We start from the raw sequence: 18,041 nt of genomic DNA, 5'->3' as shown, positions 1-18,041 counted from the left end.
CCTGCGGTGACCCCGCCTCGAAACAGGAAATACGTGAAAGCCCCGGCCTTGACCGGATTCGCCAATGAAAACGCGCTCGCCGTTGTCGTGCCGCCCTGAATTGCCTGCACGACCATGATTCCATCTGCCAGCGTCAGCGCACCCGTGCCAGCGGCGTTCGTTACGCCAATCGCGGTATTGCCCGTCGCCGCACCTTGCGATATCACCAGCTTCCCGCTCGGCGAGCCATCCGTGCCGAGCACGCTCTGCACCAGCAATTGCCCTCCATGGCCGACATAGTCGCCACCGACTACCAGCGCGTTGCGCGGTCCCGCACCGCCGGTCAGATCGATCGTGCCCGCATTGTTCAAGGTCACGCGGCCGCCCGGCATAGCCGTGGTGATGGCAGATTCGCCGCCACCGTTCCAGGCAAGCGTGCTGGTCGAATCGATATCGAACAGGCCCGTTTGCGCCGTGGCGTTGCCCAGTATTACGCCGTGATCATCGAGCGAGATCCGGCTGCCGTTCGTCAAAGCGATGCTTTCCCAACTCGTAAAGCGGCCAAGACCGCTGGCTTGCGTATGGTCGAACGTGAGGGTGTTTTGCCCGCCGCCTCCATCGAATGCCGATAACCCGTCAAGGTTGACGTCACTCAAATTCGACATCAGGGCGACCACCCCGCCCGCTCCGAACGACACTGCCCCGCCGATTACACCGCCTCCCAGCCATCCGAAGGTCGTGGCCCCGTCTCCCGATGCGAGTCCCTGCCCGATCGATCCGCCCGTGACCGCGATAGTGTTGGCGCCGTTACCAAGCGTGACCGCGCCGCCGATCGCCCCGCCTGACAGCGTGAAGCTGGTATCCCCAGAGCCAGCGGTCACAGCGGCGTCAATCGTCCCGCCTGACATGGCGAAGGTGTTCTGGGCCGCCGTCAGCGCCACGCTGCCAATGCGCCCGCCTGTGATCGTGACTGCGCCGCCGTTTGTCAAGCCGCCCGTGACGCGGCCGCCGTTCAGGGTGAAGCGTGGCCGCGCGCCGCCCTGATCCACGGAGTCGACCTGCCCCGCCTGCATGACAAACGTGTTGATGCCCGTGCCTTGACGGATCAGTCCAGTGACCGTGCCGCCATCCATGTAAAACGTGTTCACGCCGGTATCGGTCCACACGGCCACACCGCTCGTGCTCGTGCTCGTGATCTGGCCGGTATTCGTGATGGTGATCGAGTACGGTCCCGTGGTCGCGATGGCGAGATGCCCCGTGCCTTCAATCAACCCGCTGTTCACGATCACCGCGTTGCCGCCGACGATCGAAAATCCGTCGTTCGTGCCCGATATTGTCCCGGCGTTGGTGAATGTGCCTCCGAGATTGGCGTCGATGGCGTTGCTCTGCTCGCTGACCAGGCGCCCGCTGGCAGTGTTGACGAAGGTGACCGAGCCTGAAAAATACGCGCCGAGACCGTTGTGCGCGACAATCGAGCCCGTGTTGGTCACGAGGCCCGGAGAAGCATCTTCGGACACAATGCCGTGCCCCTCCGACCCGAATGTATTGATCGACCCGTTATTCGTCAGCGTCGTGTTGCCCGACCCGGCCGAGCCGCCGTTCGCGTAGAGACCGTACGAACGCACACCCGACGTTGTGATGGAGCCGTTGTTGACGAGCGCGTCGCCGGAAGTTTGCGCGGCCATGCCGTAGGAGCCGTCGCCGGAAGTTATCAACGTGCCGTTGTTGGTCAGCGTGCCGCCGCCGGCCGCCGAGGAGTCCAGCATCGCGGCTGAGCTTGCACCGCTCGTGCCGATCACGCCGCCCTGCGCGTTGAGCATCCTGACCGCCGGCGCTGTATTAAAAATCCCTTGCGATTGCTGACCGGTGGTCTGAATCACGCCACCGTTGCCGTTAGTCAGCGTGTTGCGCCCGGGACCTGCCGCGCTCCCCGCCGCGACAATGCCACTGAACGAATCGGCGCCAACTTGCAGCGTACCGAGGTTCAGCACCGTACTCTGGTCTCGCACGAGGATGCCGTTGCCGGTCAGCACGCTCAAGCCAGCGCCGGGCTGCACGATCACGCTCACCCCGGTACTTCCGACGGCCGCCACAACAGGTATCGACGACGGATTCGGCGCATTGGAATCGCAGGTGGTCGTTTCTCCGCTCACGGGTGCGAGGTTGTCGCAAGCGGCGAATGCGGACGGCACGCGCAACAGGCACGCCATACCAATCGATAGAGGGGAGAGACGGCACAGACTGGACATCGCGGGCGTTCGGGCCGCGGAAATGGGGGGCAGCATCAGGCGCGTGCGGCGCATTTCTTTTTGTCTCCACGTTTCAGGATGACTGAAGCGTTTGCCCGGCCGCGCTTACCGCACGCCGGATTGTTGGCATGCAAATAGGCAGGCGGGGGACTCGAAGCGTAATGCACGATTTGCGCTGAAGCAATCTTGTCGCAAACGTTTCACAAGCCAGCATTGAATCGCTGGGAGGCTTAATGGGCGGGGCTTCCAGCCAGATCTGAAATGACCGTGCCCGACGTTTTCAAGGTCGTCGGCAATCAGGCTCTTTCAGCATCGAAGACACTCGATTAGCACAACAGAATGGTTTATCGATGACTAAAACAGCGCCCACATAACGCAAAAAACGCGGCGTCCGTTTCCGGATCAGCCGCGTTTTTTTTGCGCCAGTCAGCGCCAGTCAGTGCCCTTCAAGCTCTCTTCAAGCTCTCTTCAAGCTCTCTTCACTCGCCAGGTATCAGGACTCGACGTCTTCCAGGCTGAAAATCTCGGTCTGGTCGTTGTACGAGAAAATCTCGCCGTAACGGCCCCAGTTGATCACAGCGTCCAGGGTCTCCTCGGCGGCTTTATCGGAGAGAAAATCTTCCAGTTCCTGCTCGAAGCGTACGCGCGGCGCACGATGCCCCGGCCGCTCGTTCAGCACCTTCTTGATCCGCGCTGCGAGCGGCACATGCCGCAGCAAATGCTCCGCGAACATCATCTTGCGTTCCTGCGTCCCGAACTCGGCGAACACGCGGGCCGGCGGCGTCAGGAAGATGTCGCCCTCGCGCACATCGGCGAAACCGAGATGCTGAAGCACTTCCGCCACCGGAAACAGATCGTCCACCTCCAGATGCAGCGAACGCGCGATCTCCGGCATGTCGGCGCGGCCGTGGTACGGATCGGCGGCAAGCGTCTCGATCAGACCGGCCATCAGGTTGGTCGAGACCTGCGGCAGCCAGCTGTTCAGCTCGAGGCCCTTCTTCTTCTCCTCGCCGAATTGGCGCGCGGTCATCTTGGCGTAGATATCGTCGACCAGACGGCGGAACGCGGGGTCGAGCCGGTTGCGCGGATGTTTGAACGGCACGCGGATCTCGGCCATGACGCGCCCCGGATTCGACGACAACACCAGGATCCGGTCGCACATGAATACCGCTTCTTCAATGTTGTGCGTCACGATCAGCACCGACTTGATCGGCATCTTGCCTTGCGTCCAGAGGTCGAGCAGGTCGGTACGCAAGTTTTCGGCGGTCAGCACGTCGAGTGCGGAGAACGGCTCGTCCATCAGCAAGAGCGTGGGATCGACGACCAGCGCGCGCGCAAAACCCACACGCTGGCGCATGCCGCCCGACAACTCGCGCGGATACGCATTCTCGAAACCGTCCAGGCCGATCAGATCGATCGCTGCCAGCGCCCGCTCGCGCCGCACCTTTGCCGGCACGCCCTGCGCCTCCAGCCCCGCTTCCACGTTCTGCAGCACGGTCAGCCACGGAAACAGCGCGAAAGTCTGGAAGACCATGGCCACGCCTTTCGCCGGACCATGCAACGGCTCCTTCAGATAGGTGACCTGGCCGCCTGTTGGCTCGATCAGTCCGGCGATGATCCGCAGCAAAGTTGACTTGCCGGAACCCGAACGGCCCAGCAACCCGACGATCTCGCCTTCGTTGAGCGTCAGGTTCACGTCTTCGAGCACGAGCAGTTCGCCCTGCGTCTTGTTGAAGCCGCGACTGACGTTCTCGACGTTCAGGATTTCCTGGCCGCGGCGCGGCGGGACCGGCGGCGTTTGGGTAGTCGTATTCGTCTGCGTTGACATGGTCGCTCGCGCGTTGCTGATGACAAGAATTGAATGATAGGGCCGCTGGCGGCGGGTGTTCAGTGAGGGTGCAATGAAGCGCCTCAGACTCAGTCCAGCCTCAGGCGTGCTTCGGAGTAAGCGAACAACGGCCGCCACAAGAGCCGGTTAAAGAGTGTGACAAACAGCGACATCACGGCAATACCGAGAATGATTTTCGGATAGTCGCCGTTGGTCGTGCTTTCCGCTATATACGCGCCAAGCCCGTGCGCCACGATTTTCGTATGCCCCCACGACACCGCTTCCGCCACGATGCTCGCATTCCACGCGCCGCCCGACGCGGTGATCGCGCCCGTCACGTAGTACGGGAAGATGCCCGGCAGGATGGCCTGGCGCCACCACTGCCAGCCTTTGATCTGGAAATTGGTGGCCGCTTCACGGTAATCGTTCGGATACGACGTCGCCCCGGCGATCACGTTGAAAAGGATATACCACTGCGTGCCGAGCACGATCAGCGGCGAGAGCCAGATATCCGGGTTCAGGTCGAACTTCACGATCACCACGACAAACACCGGGAACAGCAGGTTCGCCGGGAACGCGGCCAGGAACTGCGCGACCGGCTGGATCTTGCTGGCGAGAGCCGGTCGTAGCCCGATCAACACGCCGACCGGAACCCAGATTACCGAAGCCAGCGCGATCAGCACCATCACGCGAAACAGCGTGATCAAGCCCAGCCAGAAGACGTGCCAGACTTCACCCCATGTGACGCCGGTGCTCACGAAAAGCGTCACTTTCCAGACCAGGAACACGGTCAGCGCGAGAACGATGATCGCCCACGCGATATCGCCGGCACGCGACGGATTGCTGGACTTGCTACGCGCCCCGGGCATCGATCCCGGCATCGCTCCCCCCAACGCGCCCATTGGGAATTTCGGCAGGCGGCCTTGCAGCGAGGGCAGCTTCAGCGGCACCCGCGCCATCTTGCCGATCATCCAGCCCGCCGGCACGAGCAGCTGGTGAATCAAACGCGTGCGGCGAATCAGGTCGAGCAGCCACGACTCCGGCACGTTGCCCGAACTCGTGTTTTCCATGCGGAATTTGTCGGCCCAGGCAACCAGCGGACGGAACATGAGCTGATCGTAGGCCAGGATCACAACGGTCATTGCCAGGATCACCCAGCCGATCGCGCCGAGATTGCGCTCGCCAATAGCGGTTGCCAGATACGCGCCGATACCCGGCAGCACGATGGTGCGGTTACCCACCACGATAGCTTCGGAGGCGACCACGAAGAACCAGCCGCCCGACATCGACATCATCATGTTCCAGATGAGGCCCGGCATCGAAAACGGCACTTCGAGCTTCCAGAAGCGTTGCCAGTTGGTCAGGTGAAAACCGCGCGAGACTTCATCCAGATCGCGCGGCACGGTGCGCAGCGACTGATAGAAGCTGAACGTCATGTTCCACGCCTGGCTCGTGAAAATGGCGAAGATCGCCGCCAGCTCGGCGCCGAACACGCGCCCCGGGAACAACGCGAGAAAGAAGGTGACCGTGAACGAGATATAACCGAGCACCGGCACCGACTGGAGAATGTCCAGGATCGGCACGAGCACGACGGACGCCCGCCGGCTCTTCGCCGCGAGCGTGCCGTAGATCAGTGTGAAGACCAGCGACGCCACCATGGCCGCCAGCATGCGCAAGGTAGTTCGCAGCGCGTATTCGGGCAGGTTCGCCGGGTCGAGCGAGATGGCCTGCGTTTGCAGCGTGGAGATGGGCGCCATCGTCTCGTGAAAGCCGACCACCGTCAGCGCGAGCACGCAGATAATCAGCGGGAACGCGACGAAGTCCCATCGATTAGGCAACAGACGCAACGCTGAAGCGTTCGCCGTTCGAGTCAGGTTAAAGCCAAAATCCATTCCACGCCCTTCCCGTTGAGGCTTGTTGCAGGAGGTTATCGTTGCACGAGGCAACGTCCGGCGCCTGTGTTCTTCGCCTGTGTTCTTGTTTCGACGCGGATACTCCGCTCTTCCCTCATCCGCCAGGGGTGGTGCGGCCTAACCTCGCCTCCCCTCGCCTCCCGTTCACCGGCGGAGTTCTGTGCGTTCCGGGCAGAACCCGGCGCAGGGTGGTCCGGCGCCATTGCACACTCCTGCACTCGATTTCCCGGCCGACACACAACTTGACCATTTCAGAAACGCACGACACTACACCAACCTTTGTTTCACGCACAACCTCGGCCGGTGGGTCTGTCGTGTGTTTTCTGCAGTTACCGCTCTGGAGCGCCCTTGGACTAAACGGCTAACCCGCGGCGAACGTGGACACGGTTCAGAAACGCCCGCTCGTGCCGATAACAACTTGATGGCCGGGAGAAAACGTCGTCCAATCGGGGCGTAGAAGCGTGGGCCGAATGTGAACCGGAGCGAACCTGGGCAAAACGGACTGCGGGACGCTCACCGGGCGAACGAACCAGGCATGAGGTGCGGCTGACGCAAATTCCGGCCTGCGGCAACGACACTCGGGCGAACTACCGATGTGCGCGCTGCTGCGCCCGGTAAGATGCTCACATGTCGGTAAAACACTCATAACATGCTGGTTGCGCGGGGTTGAGCCACAGTCCGCGCCACAGTCAGACAGGCCAGAGGATCGATGAACAAGACAACCTTTCACCGCGCCATCGCGACGCTCGTCTTCGCGTTGCTCGCATGCGTGTGCTGGGTTGCCGCCGGGATGGTGTCGGACCGAATGGTACAGCAAGAACTGGCTACGTCGGTACGCGTGGAGCAGCAAATGGCTGCGTCGATCGTCGACAACACCGCGCAGATCATTGCCAGCGACCTCGCCATGTCCCGGGCGATTCCGGCCACTATCGCCGAAATGGACATGATCCAGCTGGCGCTCGCCCAATCCCGCAGCTCCCCTGAAGAAATCAGCCAAACCGAGCCCGAGCGCCGAACCAAATTGCTCGCCGTGCCCGCGCTCGCCAAACTCGACAACTTCTTGCGAAACGCCCGCGGCTTCACGGGCCTCGACTACGTGTGGGTCGTCAATAGCGATGGTTTTTGCGTAGCGTCGAGCAATGGCCTTGACTCGAATAGCTTCGTTGGCGCCGACATGCGCATGCGCAGTTATATCCAGAAAGCGCTGCTGGGTGCGTTCAACGAGACTTACGGCGTCGGCAGGATGAGCGGAGACCCCGGCATTTTCATCGCCACGCCGGTGTATCGCGACGGCTTCCTGGTGGGCGCGGTAATCGCGAAAGTGAGTGTCGACCGCTTGCGTCACTGGGTGGCGCGCGCGGGCACGTTCGTCACCGACGGCAACGGCGTGATCGTCATGGCTCACGAAAGCCAGCTCGAAAACCGCGTGCTGCCGGATTCACCCGTGCTGCGGATGTCCCGGTCAGAGCGGCTGGATGCGTATCGGCGAGTCGATTTCCGCACGCTGCCGCTGACCAACATTGGAGAACGCGTGCGGGCGGACGCGCCCTGGCTGCCGCCTTCGCTCGCGCGCTCGTTTTTCTCCTCCGGCGACAGCAACACGCCCTCTCTCTACGACGAACGCACCGGTCTGAACTCGGGGCTTGCCGCGCATATTGTCCATCCGCTGCCGAACTGGGCGGAAATTGTGAGCAATCAACGTCGCGACAGGCTGCTGGTATTCCTGACGACGCTCGGCGTCAGCCTGCTGGCCATTGTGATCACCGTGTCATACCTGCGCGAACGGCGCTTGCACCGGGCCACGCGCCATCTGGCCAACCAGTTGCAGTCGGCCAATGCACTGCTGTCCGCCGAAGCCCGGCACGACGCGTTGACCGGAGCGTTGTCGCGACGTTATTTCCTGGATACCTTGCGCCGCGAAGTCGACCTCGCCCGCTCGGGCGGCGTGCCGCTGTCGGTTGCCATCGCCGACCTTGATTATTTCAAGCAGGTGAACGACCGCTTCGGCCACGCGACCGGCGACCGCGCGCTCGAACATTTCGTGCGGATGTGCGAGGAGCAACTGCGCGCGAGCGACGGTGTGGGGCGGTTGGGCGGTGAGGAATTCGGTCTGCTGCTGCCACATACCGCGCTCGCCGATGCCCACACGGTTCTCGAACGCCTGCGCAAGCGCTTCAACCAGGAGCATTGCGCCTATCTCCCCGATGACACCACGTTGAGCGTGAGCATCGGCATCACGGAACTGAGCGATGGCGACACGGCCGAAAACCTGCTCAAGCGCGCGGATCTGGCGTTGTACGCGGCGAAATCGGGCGGGCGCGACCGCAGTGAAGTGCGCCCGGCCGACTCCCGGCCGCCCATGCCGCGGCATCCTGAAACGGCCTGACGCGGAGTTAAAACCGAAGTTAAAACCACCAATTGGCGAAACGTTGGCTGAAAGGCGTGGTGCGGCACCGGCACGACAGCAGGTATTATCGAACTTCGAATTCGATATCTGCCGTTATCCAGAATCAGGAGGGGTGCATGAAGGGAAATCTGGTCATTGTCTGCCGCGATCAGGACGCTGACGCATTCGATCACTTGCTGGCCGAGTATGGTGCGTTCCAGACGCGGCTCTCTTCGACTGCCTGGTATTTGCGTCTCGATGTCGCGCCTGAAGTGATCCAGGAGGAAATCCTGGCGCGGTTCGGCAAATACACCACGCACTATATTTTCGAAGCAGCGACCGTGACGTACAACACGGTCGACAGCGAAGCCGCTTCCGCGCTCAATACCTTGTTCGACTAATGGTTTCGGTTCGCGCCAGGCTTGGGTTTGCTGGCGCGGCGGGGGTTTTGGCCGCGAGTTTTGGCCAGCCCCTCGAACCCTCAGCCCGAGGACGCCAAGCCCCGGGCTGGTCAATCACATCATGCGCGCTTCATGCAGCACGTCGCCATGGAGCATCTCGGCCGAGCGCGCCACTACATCGAAAGGAAAGGTCATCACGACCTGCAGGCCGCCTTCGGGGCGATTGCCAATTTCACATTCACCGCCCCCCCGCCGCACCAGCCGCTCAACAATGGCCAAGCCCAGCCCGCTGTGGCCACTGCCGCCGCGCGCCGGATCGAGCCTGACGAACGGCCGGCTCGCCTTCACCAGGTCGTGTGCCGCGATCCCGCTGCCGCTGTCCATGACACGCAAAATCCAGCCATTCGTGCCGCGCAACGTTTCGATGACAACCGGCGGTGCGCCGTACGCGTGAGCGTTATCGAGCAGGTTCGACAGCAAGCGGTCAAGGGTTGCCGCGGGCAACGCGAAATCCCGCCCTGCTGTCAGCCGCGTCTGCACGGACGGCGCTCCTACGGTAACAGCGCGATAACTGCGCGCAATGCGCTCGCACTGCTGATCAACTTCGGCGGGCTCGCTACGATCGGAGCCGTCGTGTGCGAACACCAGGAACTGGTCGACGATATGCGCCATGGAGTCCACGTCGCGCACCACGCCATCCCGCAGTTTCGCCTCATCCATCATTTCAGCACGCAGGCGCAAACGCGCAAGCGGCGTCTTCAGATCATGGGCGACCCCCGCCAGCATGACGGCGCGATCGCTTTCCGTCTGCTCCACTTCGCGCACCATCTGGTTGAACCCGTGGGTCAACTGACGCAGCTCGCGCGGACCCCGTTCCGGTACCGGCGGAGTCGGTTCACCCCGGCCAAAACGGCCGACCGCCTGCGCCAGCGAACGCAACGGCGTCTGTAATTGCCACGCGGCAAACAGCGCAGCCATCACGGCGGTAGAGAAAATGATCGCGAGCCAGAGCAGCATACGGTCGCGCGAACGCGGCGGACGCAAGGGCTGCACCGGCACGACAATCCAGTTGGCGTCCTTCGCGCCGCGCACCCACAGGCGCGGCGGGCCGCCCGGCTCGCCGATGCGAACGTCGGTGCCATCCGGCAGCCGATCACGCAAGTCGTCGATAAACCGGCTGAACGGCGGTGGCACGCGGCTGGAATCGGCGTCGGTGAAGGGTTTGGGAACGTCAGGACTGTTGGCCTCGACGACGCGCACGCTCGACGGCAGCGGCTGATCGGGCGAATTCGCGATGTGCTGACGCACGGCGTCGACCAGGAACGCGGCTTCTTCTACCGCGTACCGGGTTTGCGTCTGGTCCCGTTCGAGCCGGATGACCGTGAACCAGGCGACGTGCGACAACACCAGCACGCCAATGACCAGGACAACCAGCCGGCCGAACAGTGAATCAATGGGCCGACGCATTTTGCTCGCCGTCCGGCACGAACACATAACCGCGTCCGCGCACCGTCTGGATGAAGCGCGGCGTGGACGGATCGGTTTCGAGGATCCGGCGCAGACGCCACACCTGCACGTCGATACCCCGGTCGGTGCCGTCGTATTCCGGACCGTGCAGCAGTTCGAGCAGACGCTCGCGCGTCAGCGTGCGCATGGGGTGATTGACGAAAATTTTCAGCAATGCGAACTCGCTGCCCGACAGCGTGAGCGGGGTTTCGTCCTGATGGAGCGTGCGCGACTGGAAGTCGAGCCGGAAACGCCCGAATGAAAACGGTTCGCGCTGCTCGGGCGCCGCCGACGGAATCGTCCGGCGCCGGCGCAACACCGCCTGCACGCGCGCCAGCAGTTCGCGCGGATTGAACGGTTTGCCGAGATAGTCGTCAGCGCCGAGTTCCAATCCGACGATGCGATCCACGTCGTCCGCGCGCGCCGTCAGCATGATCACCGGGATGTCGTCACCCGACGCGCGGAGCTTGCGCAACGCGGTCAGTCCGTCCACACCCGGCATCATCAGGTCGAGCACGATCAGGTCCGGGCGTTCGCGTTCGAGGCGCCGTTCGAGTGTGCCTGCGTCATGCAGCACCGATACCTCGATGCCTTGCCGGACCAGGTAGTCGCGCAGGAGGTCGCGCAGTTCGGAGTCGTCGTCGACGACAAGTATTTGAGTAGCCATGCGACGCAGTTTAACGCCTGCGCGGGGCGTCCATGTTGCGAACACGGCGGAAACGTTTACTGGGTGTTACTGCGAAAGGCGTAAGTAAACCCGCGTAATAACGCGGCCACCGCTCGTAACACGCGCTTGGCTGTGACTGTCTACGCTGTGTCTTACCGAAGGCGCGACCACCGAAAAGGCGCCGCCAGATCGGCTCTGGAAATCAAAAAAGGAGTAGACCATGTTGAAGCAGTCCCGATTCCTCGCCACCGCCGTCGCTGCGCTCGCCCTGTCGATCGGCGCGGTCAACGCCGCCAGCGCCGCCACGCCCGACGCGCCGCCGCCCGGCGCTTCGGGCATGATGGGCGGTCCTGGAGGCCCGGGCGGGCATCATGGGGGAATGCGCATGAAGAAAGAGCTGGACAAGTTGCATGGCCAGCTCAATCTCAACGCAGACCAGGAAAAAGCATGGCAGGCCGCGCTCGGCACCATGAAGCAGAATCATGAGGCCATGCGTGAAAGCCACAAGCAGATGCACGCACAAATGGCGTCAATGAAGCAGCAGCCCATTCTCGATCTGAACGCCATGTACGCGGCGCATCAGAAAATCGAACAGCAGAATGCCCAGTTGCGCGACCAGACGAGCGCCGCGTGGCTGAACTTCTATAACACGCTGAACGACCAGCAGAAGACCACGGTCAGCACGGCGCTCAAGCAGCGCTTCGCAAGAATGGAAGCGCGCCGGGAAAAGATGCATGAGCACTGGGGTCAGCATGGGGGCATGCACGGTGCGCCCGCTGGCGCATCGGCCGCTAATCCTTGAGCGTCGCTTAAGCGCTGCTTGAAGCGGGAGCCCGGGGCGGTGATGGAAGCGGCGCGGATCGCCGGTTCCATCGCAGGGCTCTTGCCCCAAGCCGTTCCAACCAACATTGGAACGGCTTTTTTGCGTTGGCTCGATGTGACATTGCGTTTGGCCCTGGAACGGCGGCCGATACAGACTGCTCCGTGATGATCCAACGGACACGCGAGAGGCGGTCATCCAGGCTCCCCCGCGAAATCCGAGGCGCAGTATCAATACAAAAGGGCCGCGGAATGACTTCCGCGGCCCTTTTGCCGTACTGTCCGCCGAAGCCGGCAACATCCAGCCAGCAACGGTTTTACCCCGGCTTACGCCAGGTCGAACAGGATCACTTCAGCGCCGGCGCCTTGATCCAGCGTGACTTTCGATACTCCTTCCAGCTTCGCTGCATCGCCGGCCGCGAGCGCTTCACCGTTCACCGAAATCGCACCCCGCGCCACATGGACATACACGCGGCGTCCAGCCGGCACGTCGAATTCCGCGCGTTCATCGCCGTCGAAAAGACCTGCGTAGACTTCGGCATCCGCACCCAGCTTCACCGCGCCGTCCCGTCCCTCCGGCGACGCGATCACCCGCAGCCGGCCACGCTTTTCAGCGTCGTCGAAACGCTTTTCCTCGTAGCCCGGTGCATCGCCCGCTGCGTCCGGGATGATCCAGATCTGCAGGAAATGCGCGGTTTCAGAGTCCGAGCCATTGAACTCGCTATGGCGCACGCCGGTGCCGGCGCTCATGCGCTGGACATCGCCGGGACGGATGGTCGAGCCGTTGCCCATGCTGTCCTTGTGCGACAGTGCGCCTTCCAGCACGTAACTGATGATTTCCATGTCGCGATGGCCGTGCGTCCCGAAACCCTGGCCACCCGCCACGCGATCCTCGTTGATGACTCGCAGCGCGCCGAAATGCACGTGCTTCGGGTCGTCGTAGCCGGCGAAAGAAAAGCTGTGATACGAATCAAGCCAGCCATGGTTAGCGTGGCCACGTTCATTGGCGCGTCGGATTTCAAACATTTCGAACTCCCGGTGATATTGCGATGGAGAGAATGTAAGGGCGCGCGCCGCGCGAAACAATCAGCCGCTCAGACACCACACTGTTCTGAAAATGCATGCAATCGCGACAATACGCGGGCTTTGCCGGGGCATTCGCTTGAAGCGACGGGGCAATGAGAAGCATAGTCTGCCCCTCGGGCTCGCCGATCGGGTTCGGGTAGAATACCGGCCTTTTCTACGGTCAACGGATGCCGGAGATGTCGGCGCCGCGCCGAAAGTCCTCGCCGAAGGCCGCACCGAAAGGCCACGCTGGAAAACCGCGCCCGGACAAGCGCATGGCGCGTCCGCGGACTTCAGCCGGTGTCGCATTTTTTCGGGTGAAAGGTCTTTGTCGACAAAACGCACCAATTTTGGACACCTAGAATAAGCTCCGCCAAAGACGGTCGGTTGGCGGCGATGCATCCGGGCGCGGTCGAAGCGGCGCTGGCCGGACGGGACCAGCGGTTTTTGTCGACGAAGAGGAACGGAAACAGGGATAAAGGCAGATAGAAGCAGCGCGGCGGCGGACGGCGGGTGTAGATAAACCAGGAACCAAGCAACGAAAGAGGCCCAGGTTCACCGAGCACCCGAAGCAGGCCGCCAGACAGCGGTTACGCGAATTCAGGCACAAAAAACGCGGCTGAACAGGCCACAGCGAAAACAGCGAAGGCCACGGCACACGCGCACGTCATCAAGGAATCACCATGTTTCTGCAAGGCTACGGGCCGCTTATCCTCTCGGGCACATGGCAAACCGTCAAGCTGGCGGTCTTGTCGCTCGTGTTCGCATTCGTGATCGGCCTCCTCGGCGCGGCGGCGAAACTGTCGAGAAACCGCATTTCGTCGGGCGTCGGCACGGTCTACACCACGCTCGTGCGCGGCGTTCCCGACCTCGTGCTGATGCTGCTCCTGTTCTACAGCATCCAGATCTGGCTGAATCACCTTACCGATGCCCTGGGGTGGGATCAGATCGATATCGATCCGTTCGTGGCCGGTGTCATCGTGCTCGGTTTTATCTACGGCGCGTATTTCACCGAAACCTTCCGCGGCGCATTCCTCTCCGTGCCGCGCGGCCAGCTCGAGGCAGGCGCGGCTTACGGCATGACGCCATGGCAAACCTTCTCGCGAATCATGTTCCCGCAGATGATGCGTTTCGCGCTGCCGGGCATTGGAAACAACTGGCAGGTGATGGTGAAAGCGACCGCGCTGGTATCGATCATCGGTCTGGCGGACGTGGTCAAGGCCGCGCAAGACGCCGGCAAGGGCACGTTGCGGTTCTTCTTTTTCACGCTGCTCGCGGGCGCGGTCTATCTCGTGATCACCACGGTATCGAATCTCGTACTGATCTGGCTTGAACGTCGGTACTCGTCGGGCGTACGCAAGGCCGACCTGTAGCCATGAGAAAGATCAGAAGCCGAAAGCAGTCGTCGCCGGCACATGGCGCCTAGGCGCCCAGGCGCCCTCGCTTAAAGACAAGCACAGCAAACCCAGGCAACCCCCACGCGGCGGAATCCATGCTCGAAATCATCCAGGAATACTGGCGCAACTATTTGTTCACTGACGGTTATCGCATCACCGGCCTGGCCATTACCATGTGGTTGCTGGTTGTATCGATCGTGCTCGGCTTCTGCCTGTCGATTCCGTTATCGGTTGCGCGAGTCTCGAAGAACAAGTTCCTCTCGCGTGGCGTCTGGGTCTACACGTATGTCTTCCGCGGCACGCCGCTCTACGTGCAACTGCTGCTCTGCTACACGGGGCTCTACAGCCTGCAAGTGGTCCGCGACCACGTACTGCTGAACCAGTTTTTCCGCGACGGCATGCACTGCACGCTGCTCGCGTTCACGCTCAATACCTGCGCTTACACCACTGAAATCTTCGCCGGCGCGATCCGGGCGACGCCTTACGGTGAGATTGAAGCCGCGCGGGCGTACGGCATGTCGTCGTTCACGCTCTACCGGCGCGTGATCCTGCCGTCGGCGCTGCGCCGGGCGCTCCCCTACTACAGCAACGAAGTGATCCTGATGCTGCATGCGACCACCGTGGCGTTCACGGCCACCGTCCCGGACATCCTCAAGATTGCCCGCGACGTGAATTCCGCCACGTATCAGTCGTTCCAGGCGTTCGGCATTGCCGCCCTGCTCTATCTGTGCATCTCGTTCGCGCTCGTGTGGCTGTTTCGCCGTGCCGAGTACCGCTGGCTCGCCTACTTGCGGCCGCAGGGTAAATAAGCCTCAAGGAACAGGATCGGCACATCATGAACACACTGGCAACCAAGCTTTTCGTCGATGACCTGCATAAGCAGTACGGCGACAACGAAGTCCTCAAGGGCGTCTCGCTAAGGGCGAAAGCTGGCGATGTGATCAGCGTCATCGGCTCGTCCGGGTCGGGCAAGAGCACGATGCTCCGCTGCATCAACTTCCTGGAGCAGCCGAACCAGGGTCGGATTTTTGTCGATGGCGAGGAAATCCGCACCCTCAAGGACAAGTACGGCGCGCTGAAGGCGGCTGAACCCAAACAGTTGCAGCGCATGCGTACGCGCCTCTCCATGGTGTTCCAGCACTTCAACCTGTGGTCGCATCTGAGCGTGCTGGAAAACGTGATGGAAGCGCCGCTGAAGGTGCTGGGGTTGTCCAGGCAGGAAGCGCTTGAGCGCGCGCGCACCTATCTGGAAAAGGTGGGGCTTGCACCTCGGTTGGAACAGCAATATCCGTCGCATCTGTCGGGTGGCCAGCAGCAGCGCGTGGCTATCGCGCGGGCGCTGGCCATGCACCCGGACGTCATGCTCTTCGATGAGCCGACCTCGGCGCTCGATCCCGAACTGGTCGGTGAAGTGCTGAAGGTGATGCAGACGCTTGCCGAGGAAGGCCGCACGATGATCGTGGTGACGCACGAAATGGCGTTCGCTCGCAATGTGTCGAATCACGTGGTGTTTCTGCATCAGGGACGAATCGAAGAAGAAGGACATCCCGACGACGTTTTCGGCAATGCCCGCAGCGAGCGGCTCAGGCAATTTCTGTCGGGCAGCCTGAAGTAAAACTACAGACTGACCCTGTTGCAAATCTGAAAGCGCTCCGAGGGGCGCTTTTTTAGTTAATATTTCTAAACATGCAAACGTTTTTAAGTCTTCAATGCATTAGCCCCACGCGCATCGTCCGTCAATAGAGGCAATCCATAGCGTCGGCATCCCAAATCCCTGATGTCCTTATCCAGTAAGGCTTTACGCCATTTATGCGGTACTTTTCTCAAAAATGCAACATGACGATCATTGCATTTTCGAGACAGAAATTGGGTTACCAACAATTTTCTTGGCGGCACAAAGGTAATTTGCTAAATTAGTAATCAAAGTACGGAAACGAAGTTCATTAAAAGTAGTTTTACTTCAAAAAGAACTGAGGAGACACCAATCTCAAGGGTTTGGTTGTGACATTCGTGGTCAGTCAACAGGCCGCCGGAATGTCACGCACGCCACCCCTTTGCGTGTCATCCCTCTAAATAGTTTCCGGTTCGGTGCGCTGGCGCCGAACCACTACCGCCGCACTTGGGCTTCTATTTTTTGACAGGGTTGGAGGAGATGATGAAGAAAGCTTTGCTCGCGGCTTCGCTGCTGACGGTCGGCGTTGCGGCTCACGCTCAAAGTAGCGTGACGCTCTACGGCCGGCTCGATGCCGGTCTCGAATATACGTCCGGCGCGCCCGTTGGCGCTGGCAACAGTGTGACTACCAACACTGGCCATCAATTCCGTGCGGAAAGCGGTGACTGGGGTACCAGCCTGTGGGGCATGAAGGGCGTCGAAGATCTGGGTGGCGGCAACAAGGCCGTGTTCCAGTTGGAAGGCAGCTTCAACACCATGACGGGCCAGGGCCCAGGCAACAACGGTCTCTTCAATCGTTGGGCGACAGTCGGTATCGCCAACGACCAGTTCGGTACCCTCTTGCTGGGTCGTGAACTGTTCATCTCGAATGGCGTGTGGGACTTCGATCCGTTCGGTCAGTCGAACTGGTCGTCGGCGTCGCTGGTGCGTGGCCGCAACTGGCCGCAATCGAGCAACAACGTGTCGTACCAGTCGCCGAAGATTGCTGGCTTTGACGTGTATGGCCAGTACTCCTTCTCGAACACGCCGGGCTTCAACGGTAGCGGCGGTAACCCGGCAGCACCGGGACTGGGTCGTGAAGGCGGCCTGCAGGTCACCTACACGAACTCGCTGTTCCAGGTGCGTGGCCTGTACGACGAAATCCGCAACAACGTGAACGGTGGCCTGGGCGATCCGGCCGCAGGATCCCCGAACGGTCCGTTCAGCTACGGCCGCGAGTACTTTGCCGGCGTGAACGTGTTCCTCGGCCAGTTCAAGATTCAGGCCGTGTATCAAGCGTCGCGTACTTCGGGTGAAACCAATGTACCTATCGGCACACCGACGACGACCGATCAGGAATGGGGCGGCGTGACGTGGCAAGCTACGCCGGCTGCAGCTTTGATCGCAGCGGTTTATCACGTCAATGCGAACAACGGTGCGGGCAACGGCAACATCTACACGATCGGCGGTTCGTACAACCTGTCGAAGCGTACGTTGCTGGACATTCAGGTCGCATCGGCACGTAACAGCAAGACGGCTAATTTTGGCCTGAATGCGAACGCCGCGGGTGACACGGTTTCGACCGGCAACCCACTGCCTGGCCAAAGCCAGACAGGCGTGTACGCAGGCATCCAGCACTCGTTCTAAGCCGAACGAATCAGCCGGAGCAAGTACGACAGAGAGAGAGTCATAAGGTTTTCACGCTGCTGCGAGAGGCGCGTATCGGTGCGGTGTCCGAAAGGGCATCGCACCGTTTTTTATTTGTTCGTTCGCACCGGTGGACGGTTTGGTTTCGGTGCTTTTGTTGGCGGGTTTTCTTTAGGGTTGCAGATTATTTGGGGCTGTCGGGCGCGGGTTTAATGCCGGGTCGCCAGGGTCCTGCGTTAGCGGTCGGAGTCAATGCCGGGTTGCTGCTTTCGGCGTTAGTGGTCTGCTTGAGTTGGCTATTTTCTTTATCACTTTTAGCCACTGTGCGTGGCGGCACGGGCGGATTCAACTGGTGGTCGCAACACCTATAACTTCTGCAAGTTTATCGGCGGGCGTCATAAAGTCGAGGGTTTTACGTGGTCTTCCATTCAGAAGTGCGGCGACCTTGTTCAACTCGGCTTGTGAATAACCATCCAGGCGTGTGCCTTTAGGGAAGTACTGACGTAGCAGGCCGTTCGTATTCTCGTTGCTAC

General features: G+C 61.3%; 13 protein-coding genes and 1 pseudogene. 7 read left to right on the top strand and 7 right to left on the bottom strand.

What is annotated here, in order from left to right; translation table 11 throughout:
- From FH08_RS49725 to FH08_RS0133500, 3 genes and pseudogenes are all read right to left on the bottom strand, one after another.
- Positions 1-2,282, bottom strand: a pseudogene (locus tag FH08_RS49725) (autotransporter adhesin family protein); the annotation flags it as partial.
- A gap of 439 nt (positions 2,283-2,721) precedes the next feature.
- Positions 2,722-4,056, bottom strand: a complete 1,335-nt coding sequence (locus FH08_RS0133505; protein WP_031362553.1) for an AAA-associated domain-containing protein — start codon at positions 4,054-4,056, stop codon at positions 2,722-2,724.
- Positions 4,057-4,145: 89 nt separating this feature from the next.
- Entirely contained in the window at positions 4,146-5,948 is a 1,803-nt protein-coding gene (locus tag FH08_RS0133500) for an ABC transporter permease (RefSeq protein WP_031362552.1), read from the bottom strand.
- A 730-nt stretch (positions 5,949-6,678) separates the two neighbouring features.
- Here FH08_RS0133500 and FH08_RS0133495 point away from each other — a divergent pair.
- Entirely contained in the window at positions 6,679-8,355 is a 1,677-nt protein-coding gene (locus tag FH08_RS0133495) for a sensor domain-containing diguanylate cyclase (RefSeq protein ID WP_031362551.1), read from the top strand.
- 137 nt (positions 8,356-8,492) lie between these two features.
- Complete coding sequence (locus FH08_RS0133490; protein WP_031362550.1) at positions 8,493-8,756, top strand: hypothetical protein; 264 nt, start codon at positions 8,493-8,495, stop codon at positions 8,754-8,756.
- A gap of 114 nt (positions 8,757-8,870) precedes the next feature.
- Here the strand turns inward: FH08_RS0133490 and FH08_RS0133485 are convergent, their stop codons facing one another.
- Both FH08_RS0133485 and FH08_RS0133480 read right to left on the bottom strand, forming a co-directional pair.
- Positions 8,871-10,223, bottom strand: a complete 1,353-nt coding sequence (locus FH08_RS0133485; protein WP_051888738.1) for an ATP-binding protein — start codon at positions 10,221-10,223, stop codon at positions 8,871-8,873.
- Positions 10,207-10,929 (bottom strand): response regulator, encoded by a 723-nt coding sequence (locus FH08_RS0133480; protein ID WP_031362548.1) that lies wholly within the window; start codon positions 10,927-10,929, stop codon positions 10,207-10,209. Before FH08_RS0133480 ends, FH08_RS0133485 begins: the two co-directional genes overlap by 17 nt.
- Before the next feature lie 220 nt (positions 10,930-11,149).
- Between FH08_RS0133480 and FH08_RS0133475 the strand changes: the two genes are divergently transcribed.
- On the top strand, positions 11,150-11,731 hold the full coding sequence (locus FH08_RS0133475) for a periplasmic heavy metal sensor (protein WP_031362547.1): 582 nt from the start codon (positions 11,150-11,152) through the stop codon (positions 11,729-11,731).
- A 344-nt stretch (positions 11,732-12,075) separates the two neighbouring features.
- On the opposite strand, the gene FH08_RS0133470 is transcribed toward FH08_RS0133475, so the two are convergent.
- Positions 12,076-12,774, bottom strand: coding sequence for a pirin family protein (locus FH08_RS0133470; protein ID WP_031362546.1), 699 nt, complete (start codon positions 12,772-12,774; stop codon positions 12,076-12,078).
- Between the two features lie 722 nt (positions 12,775-13,496).
- On the opposite strand from FH08_RS0133470, the gene FH08_RS0133460 reads away from it, so the two are divergent.
- The 4 genes from FH08_RS0133460 to FH08_RS0133445 all read left to right on the top strand — a co-directional run bounded on the left by FH08_RS0133460 (position 13,497) and on the right by FH08_RS0133445 (position 17,508).
- A complete protein-coding gene (locus tag FH08_RS0133460) occupies positions 13,497-14,186 on the top strand; it encodes an ABC transporter permease (protein WP_031362545.1) in 690 nt (229 codons plus the stop codon).
- Between the two features lie 119 nt (positions 14,187-14,305).
- Complete coding sequence (locus FH08_RS0133455; protein WP_031362544.1) at positions 14,306-15,019, top strand: ABC transporter permease; 714 nt, start codon at positions 14,306-14,308, stop codon at positions 15,017-15,019.
- Positions 15,020-15,045: 26 nt separating this feature from the next.
- Positions 15,046-15,825: an ABC transporter ATP-binding protein gene (locus FH08_RS0133450; RefSeq protein WP_031362543.1), complete on the top strand. Its 780-nt coding sequence runs from the start codon at positions 15,046-15,048 to the stop codon at positions 15,823-15,825.
- Positions 15,826-16,365: 540 nt separating this feature from the next.
- Complete coding sequence (locus tag FH08_RS0133445) at positions 16,366-17,508, top strand: porin (RefSeq protein WP_031362542.1); 1,143 nt, start codon at positions 16,366-16,368, stop codon at positions 17,506-17,508.
- A 345-nt stretch (positions 17,509-17,853) separates the two neighbouring features.
- Here the strand turns inward: FH08_RS0133445 and FH08_RS0133440 are convergent.
- The coding region (locus FH08_RS0133440) for a hypothetical protein (RefSeq protein ID WP_031358769.1) at positions 17,854-18,041 on the bottom strand (188 nt) is incomplete at its 5' end.

The organism is Caballeronia sordidicola, from assembly GCF_000729995.1.
Lineage (GTDB): Bacteria > Pseudomonadota > Gammaproteobacteria > Burkholderiales > Burkholderiaceae > Caballeronia > Caballeronia sordidicola_A.
This window is presented reverse-complemented; position numbering and strand designations above follow the sequence as displayed.

What these genes read in the sequence shown, in the direction of transcription:
- FH08_RS0133505 (WP_031362553.1), bottom strand. Translation starts at nt 4,056, where the DNA reads ATGTCAACGCAGACGAATACGACTACCCAAACGCCGCCGGTCCCGCCG.
- FH08_RS0133500 (WP_031362552.1), bottom strand. Translation starts at nt 5,948, where the DNA reads ATGGATTTTGGCTTTAACCTGACTCGAACGGCGAACGCTTCAGCGTTG.
- FH08_RS0133495 (WP_031362551.1), top strand. Translation starts at nt 6,679, where the DNA reads ATGAACAAGACAACCTTTCACCGCGCCATCGCGACGCTCGTCTTCGCG.
- FH08_RS0133490 (WP_031362550.1), top strand. Translation starts at nt 8,493, where the DNA reads ATGAAGGGAAATCTGGTCATTGTCTGCCGCGATCAGGACGCTGACGCA.
- FH08_RS0133485 (WP_051888738.1), bottom strand. Translation starts at nt 10,223, where the DNA reads ATGCGTCGGCCCATTGATTCACTGTTCGGCCGGCTGGTTGTCCTGGTC.
- FH08_RS0133480 (WP_031362548.1), bottom strand. Translation starts at nt 10,929, where the DNA reads ATGGCTACTCAAATACTTGTCGTCGACGACGACTCCGAACTGCGCGAC.
- FH08_RS0133475 (WP_031362547.1), top strand. Translation starts at nt 11,150, where the DNA reads ATGTTGAAGCAGTCCCGATTCCTCGCCACCGCCGTCGCTGCGCTCGCC.
- FH08_RS0133470 (WP_031362546.1), bottom strand. Translation starts at nt 12,774, where the DNA reads ATGTTTGAAATCCGACGCGCCAATGAACGTGGCCACGCTAACCATGGC.
- FH08_RS0133460 (WP_031362545.1), top strand. Translation starts at nt 13,497, where the DNA reads ATGTTTCTGCAAGGCTACGGGCCGCTTATCCTCTCGGGCACATGGCAA.
- FH08_RS0133455 (WP_031362544.1), top strand. Translation starts at nt 14,306, where the DNA reads ATGCTCGAAATCATCCAGGAATACTGGCGCAACTATTTGTTCACTGAC.
- FH08_RS0133450 (WP_031362543.1), top strand. Translation starts at nt 15,046, where the DNA reads ATGAACACACTGGCAACCAAGCTTTTCGTCGATGACCTGCATAAGCAG.
- FH08_RS0133445 (WP_031362542.1), top strand. Translation starts at nt 16,366, where the DNA reads ATGAAGAAAGCTTTGCTCGCGGCTTCGCTGCTGACGGTCGGCGTTGCG.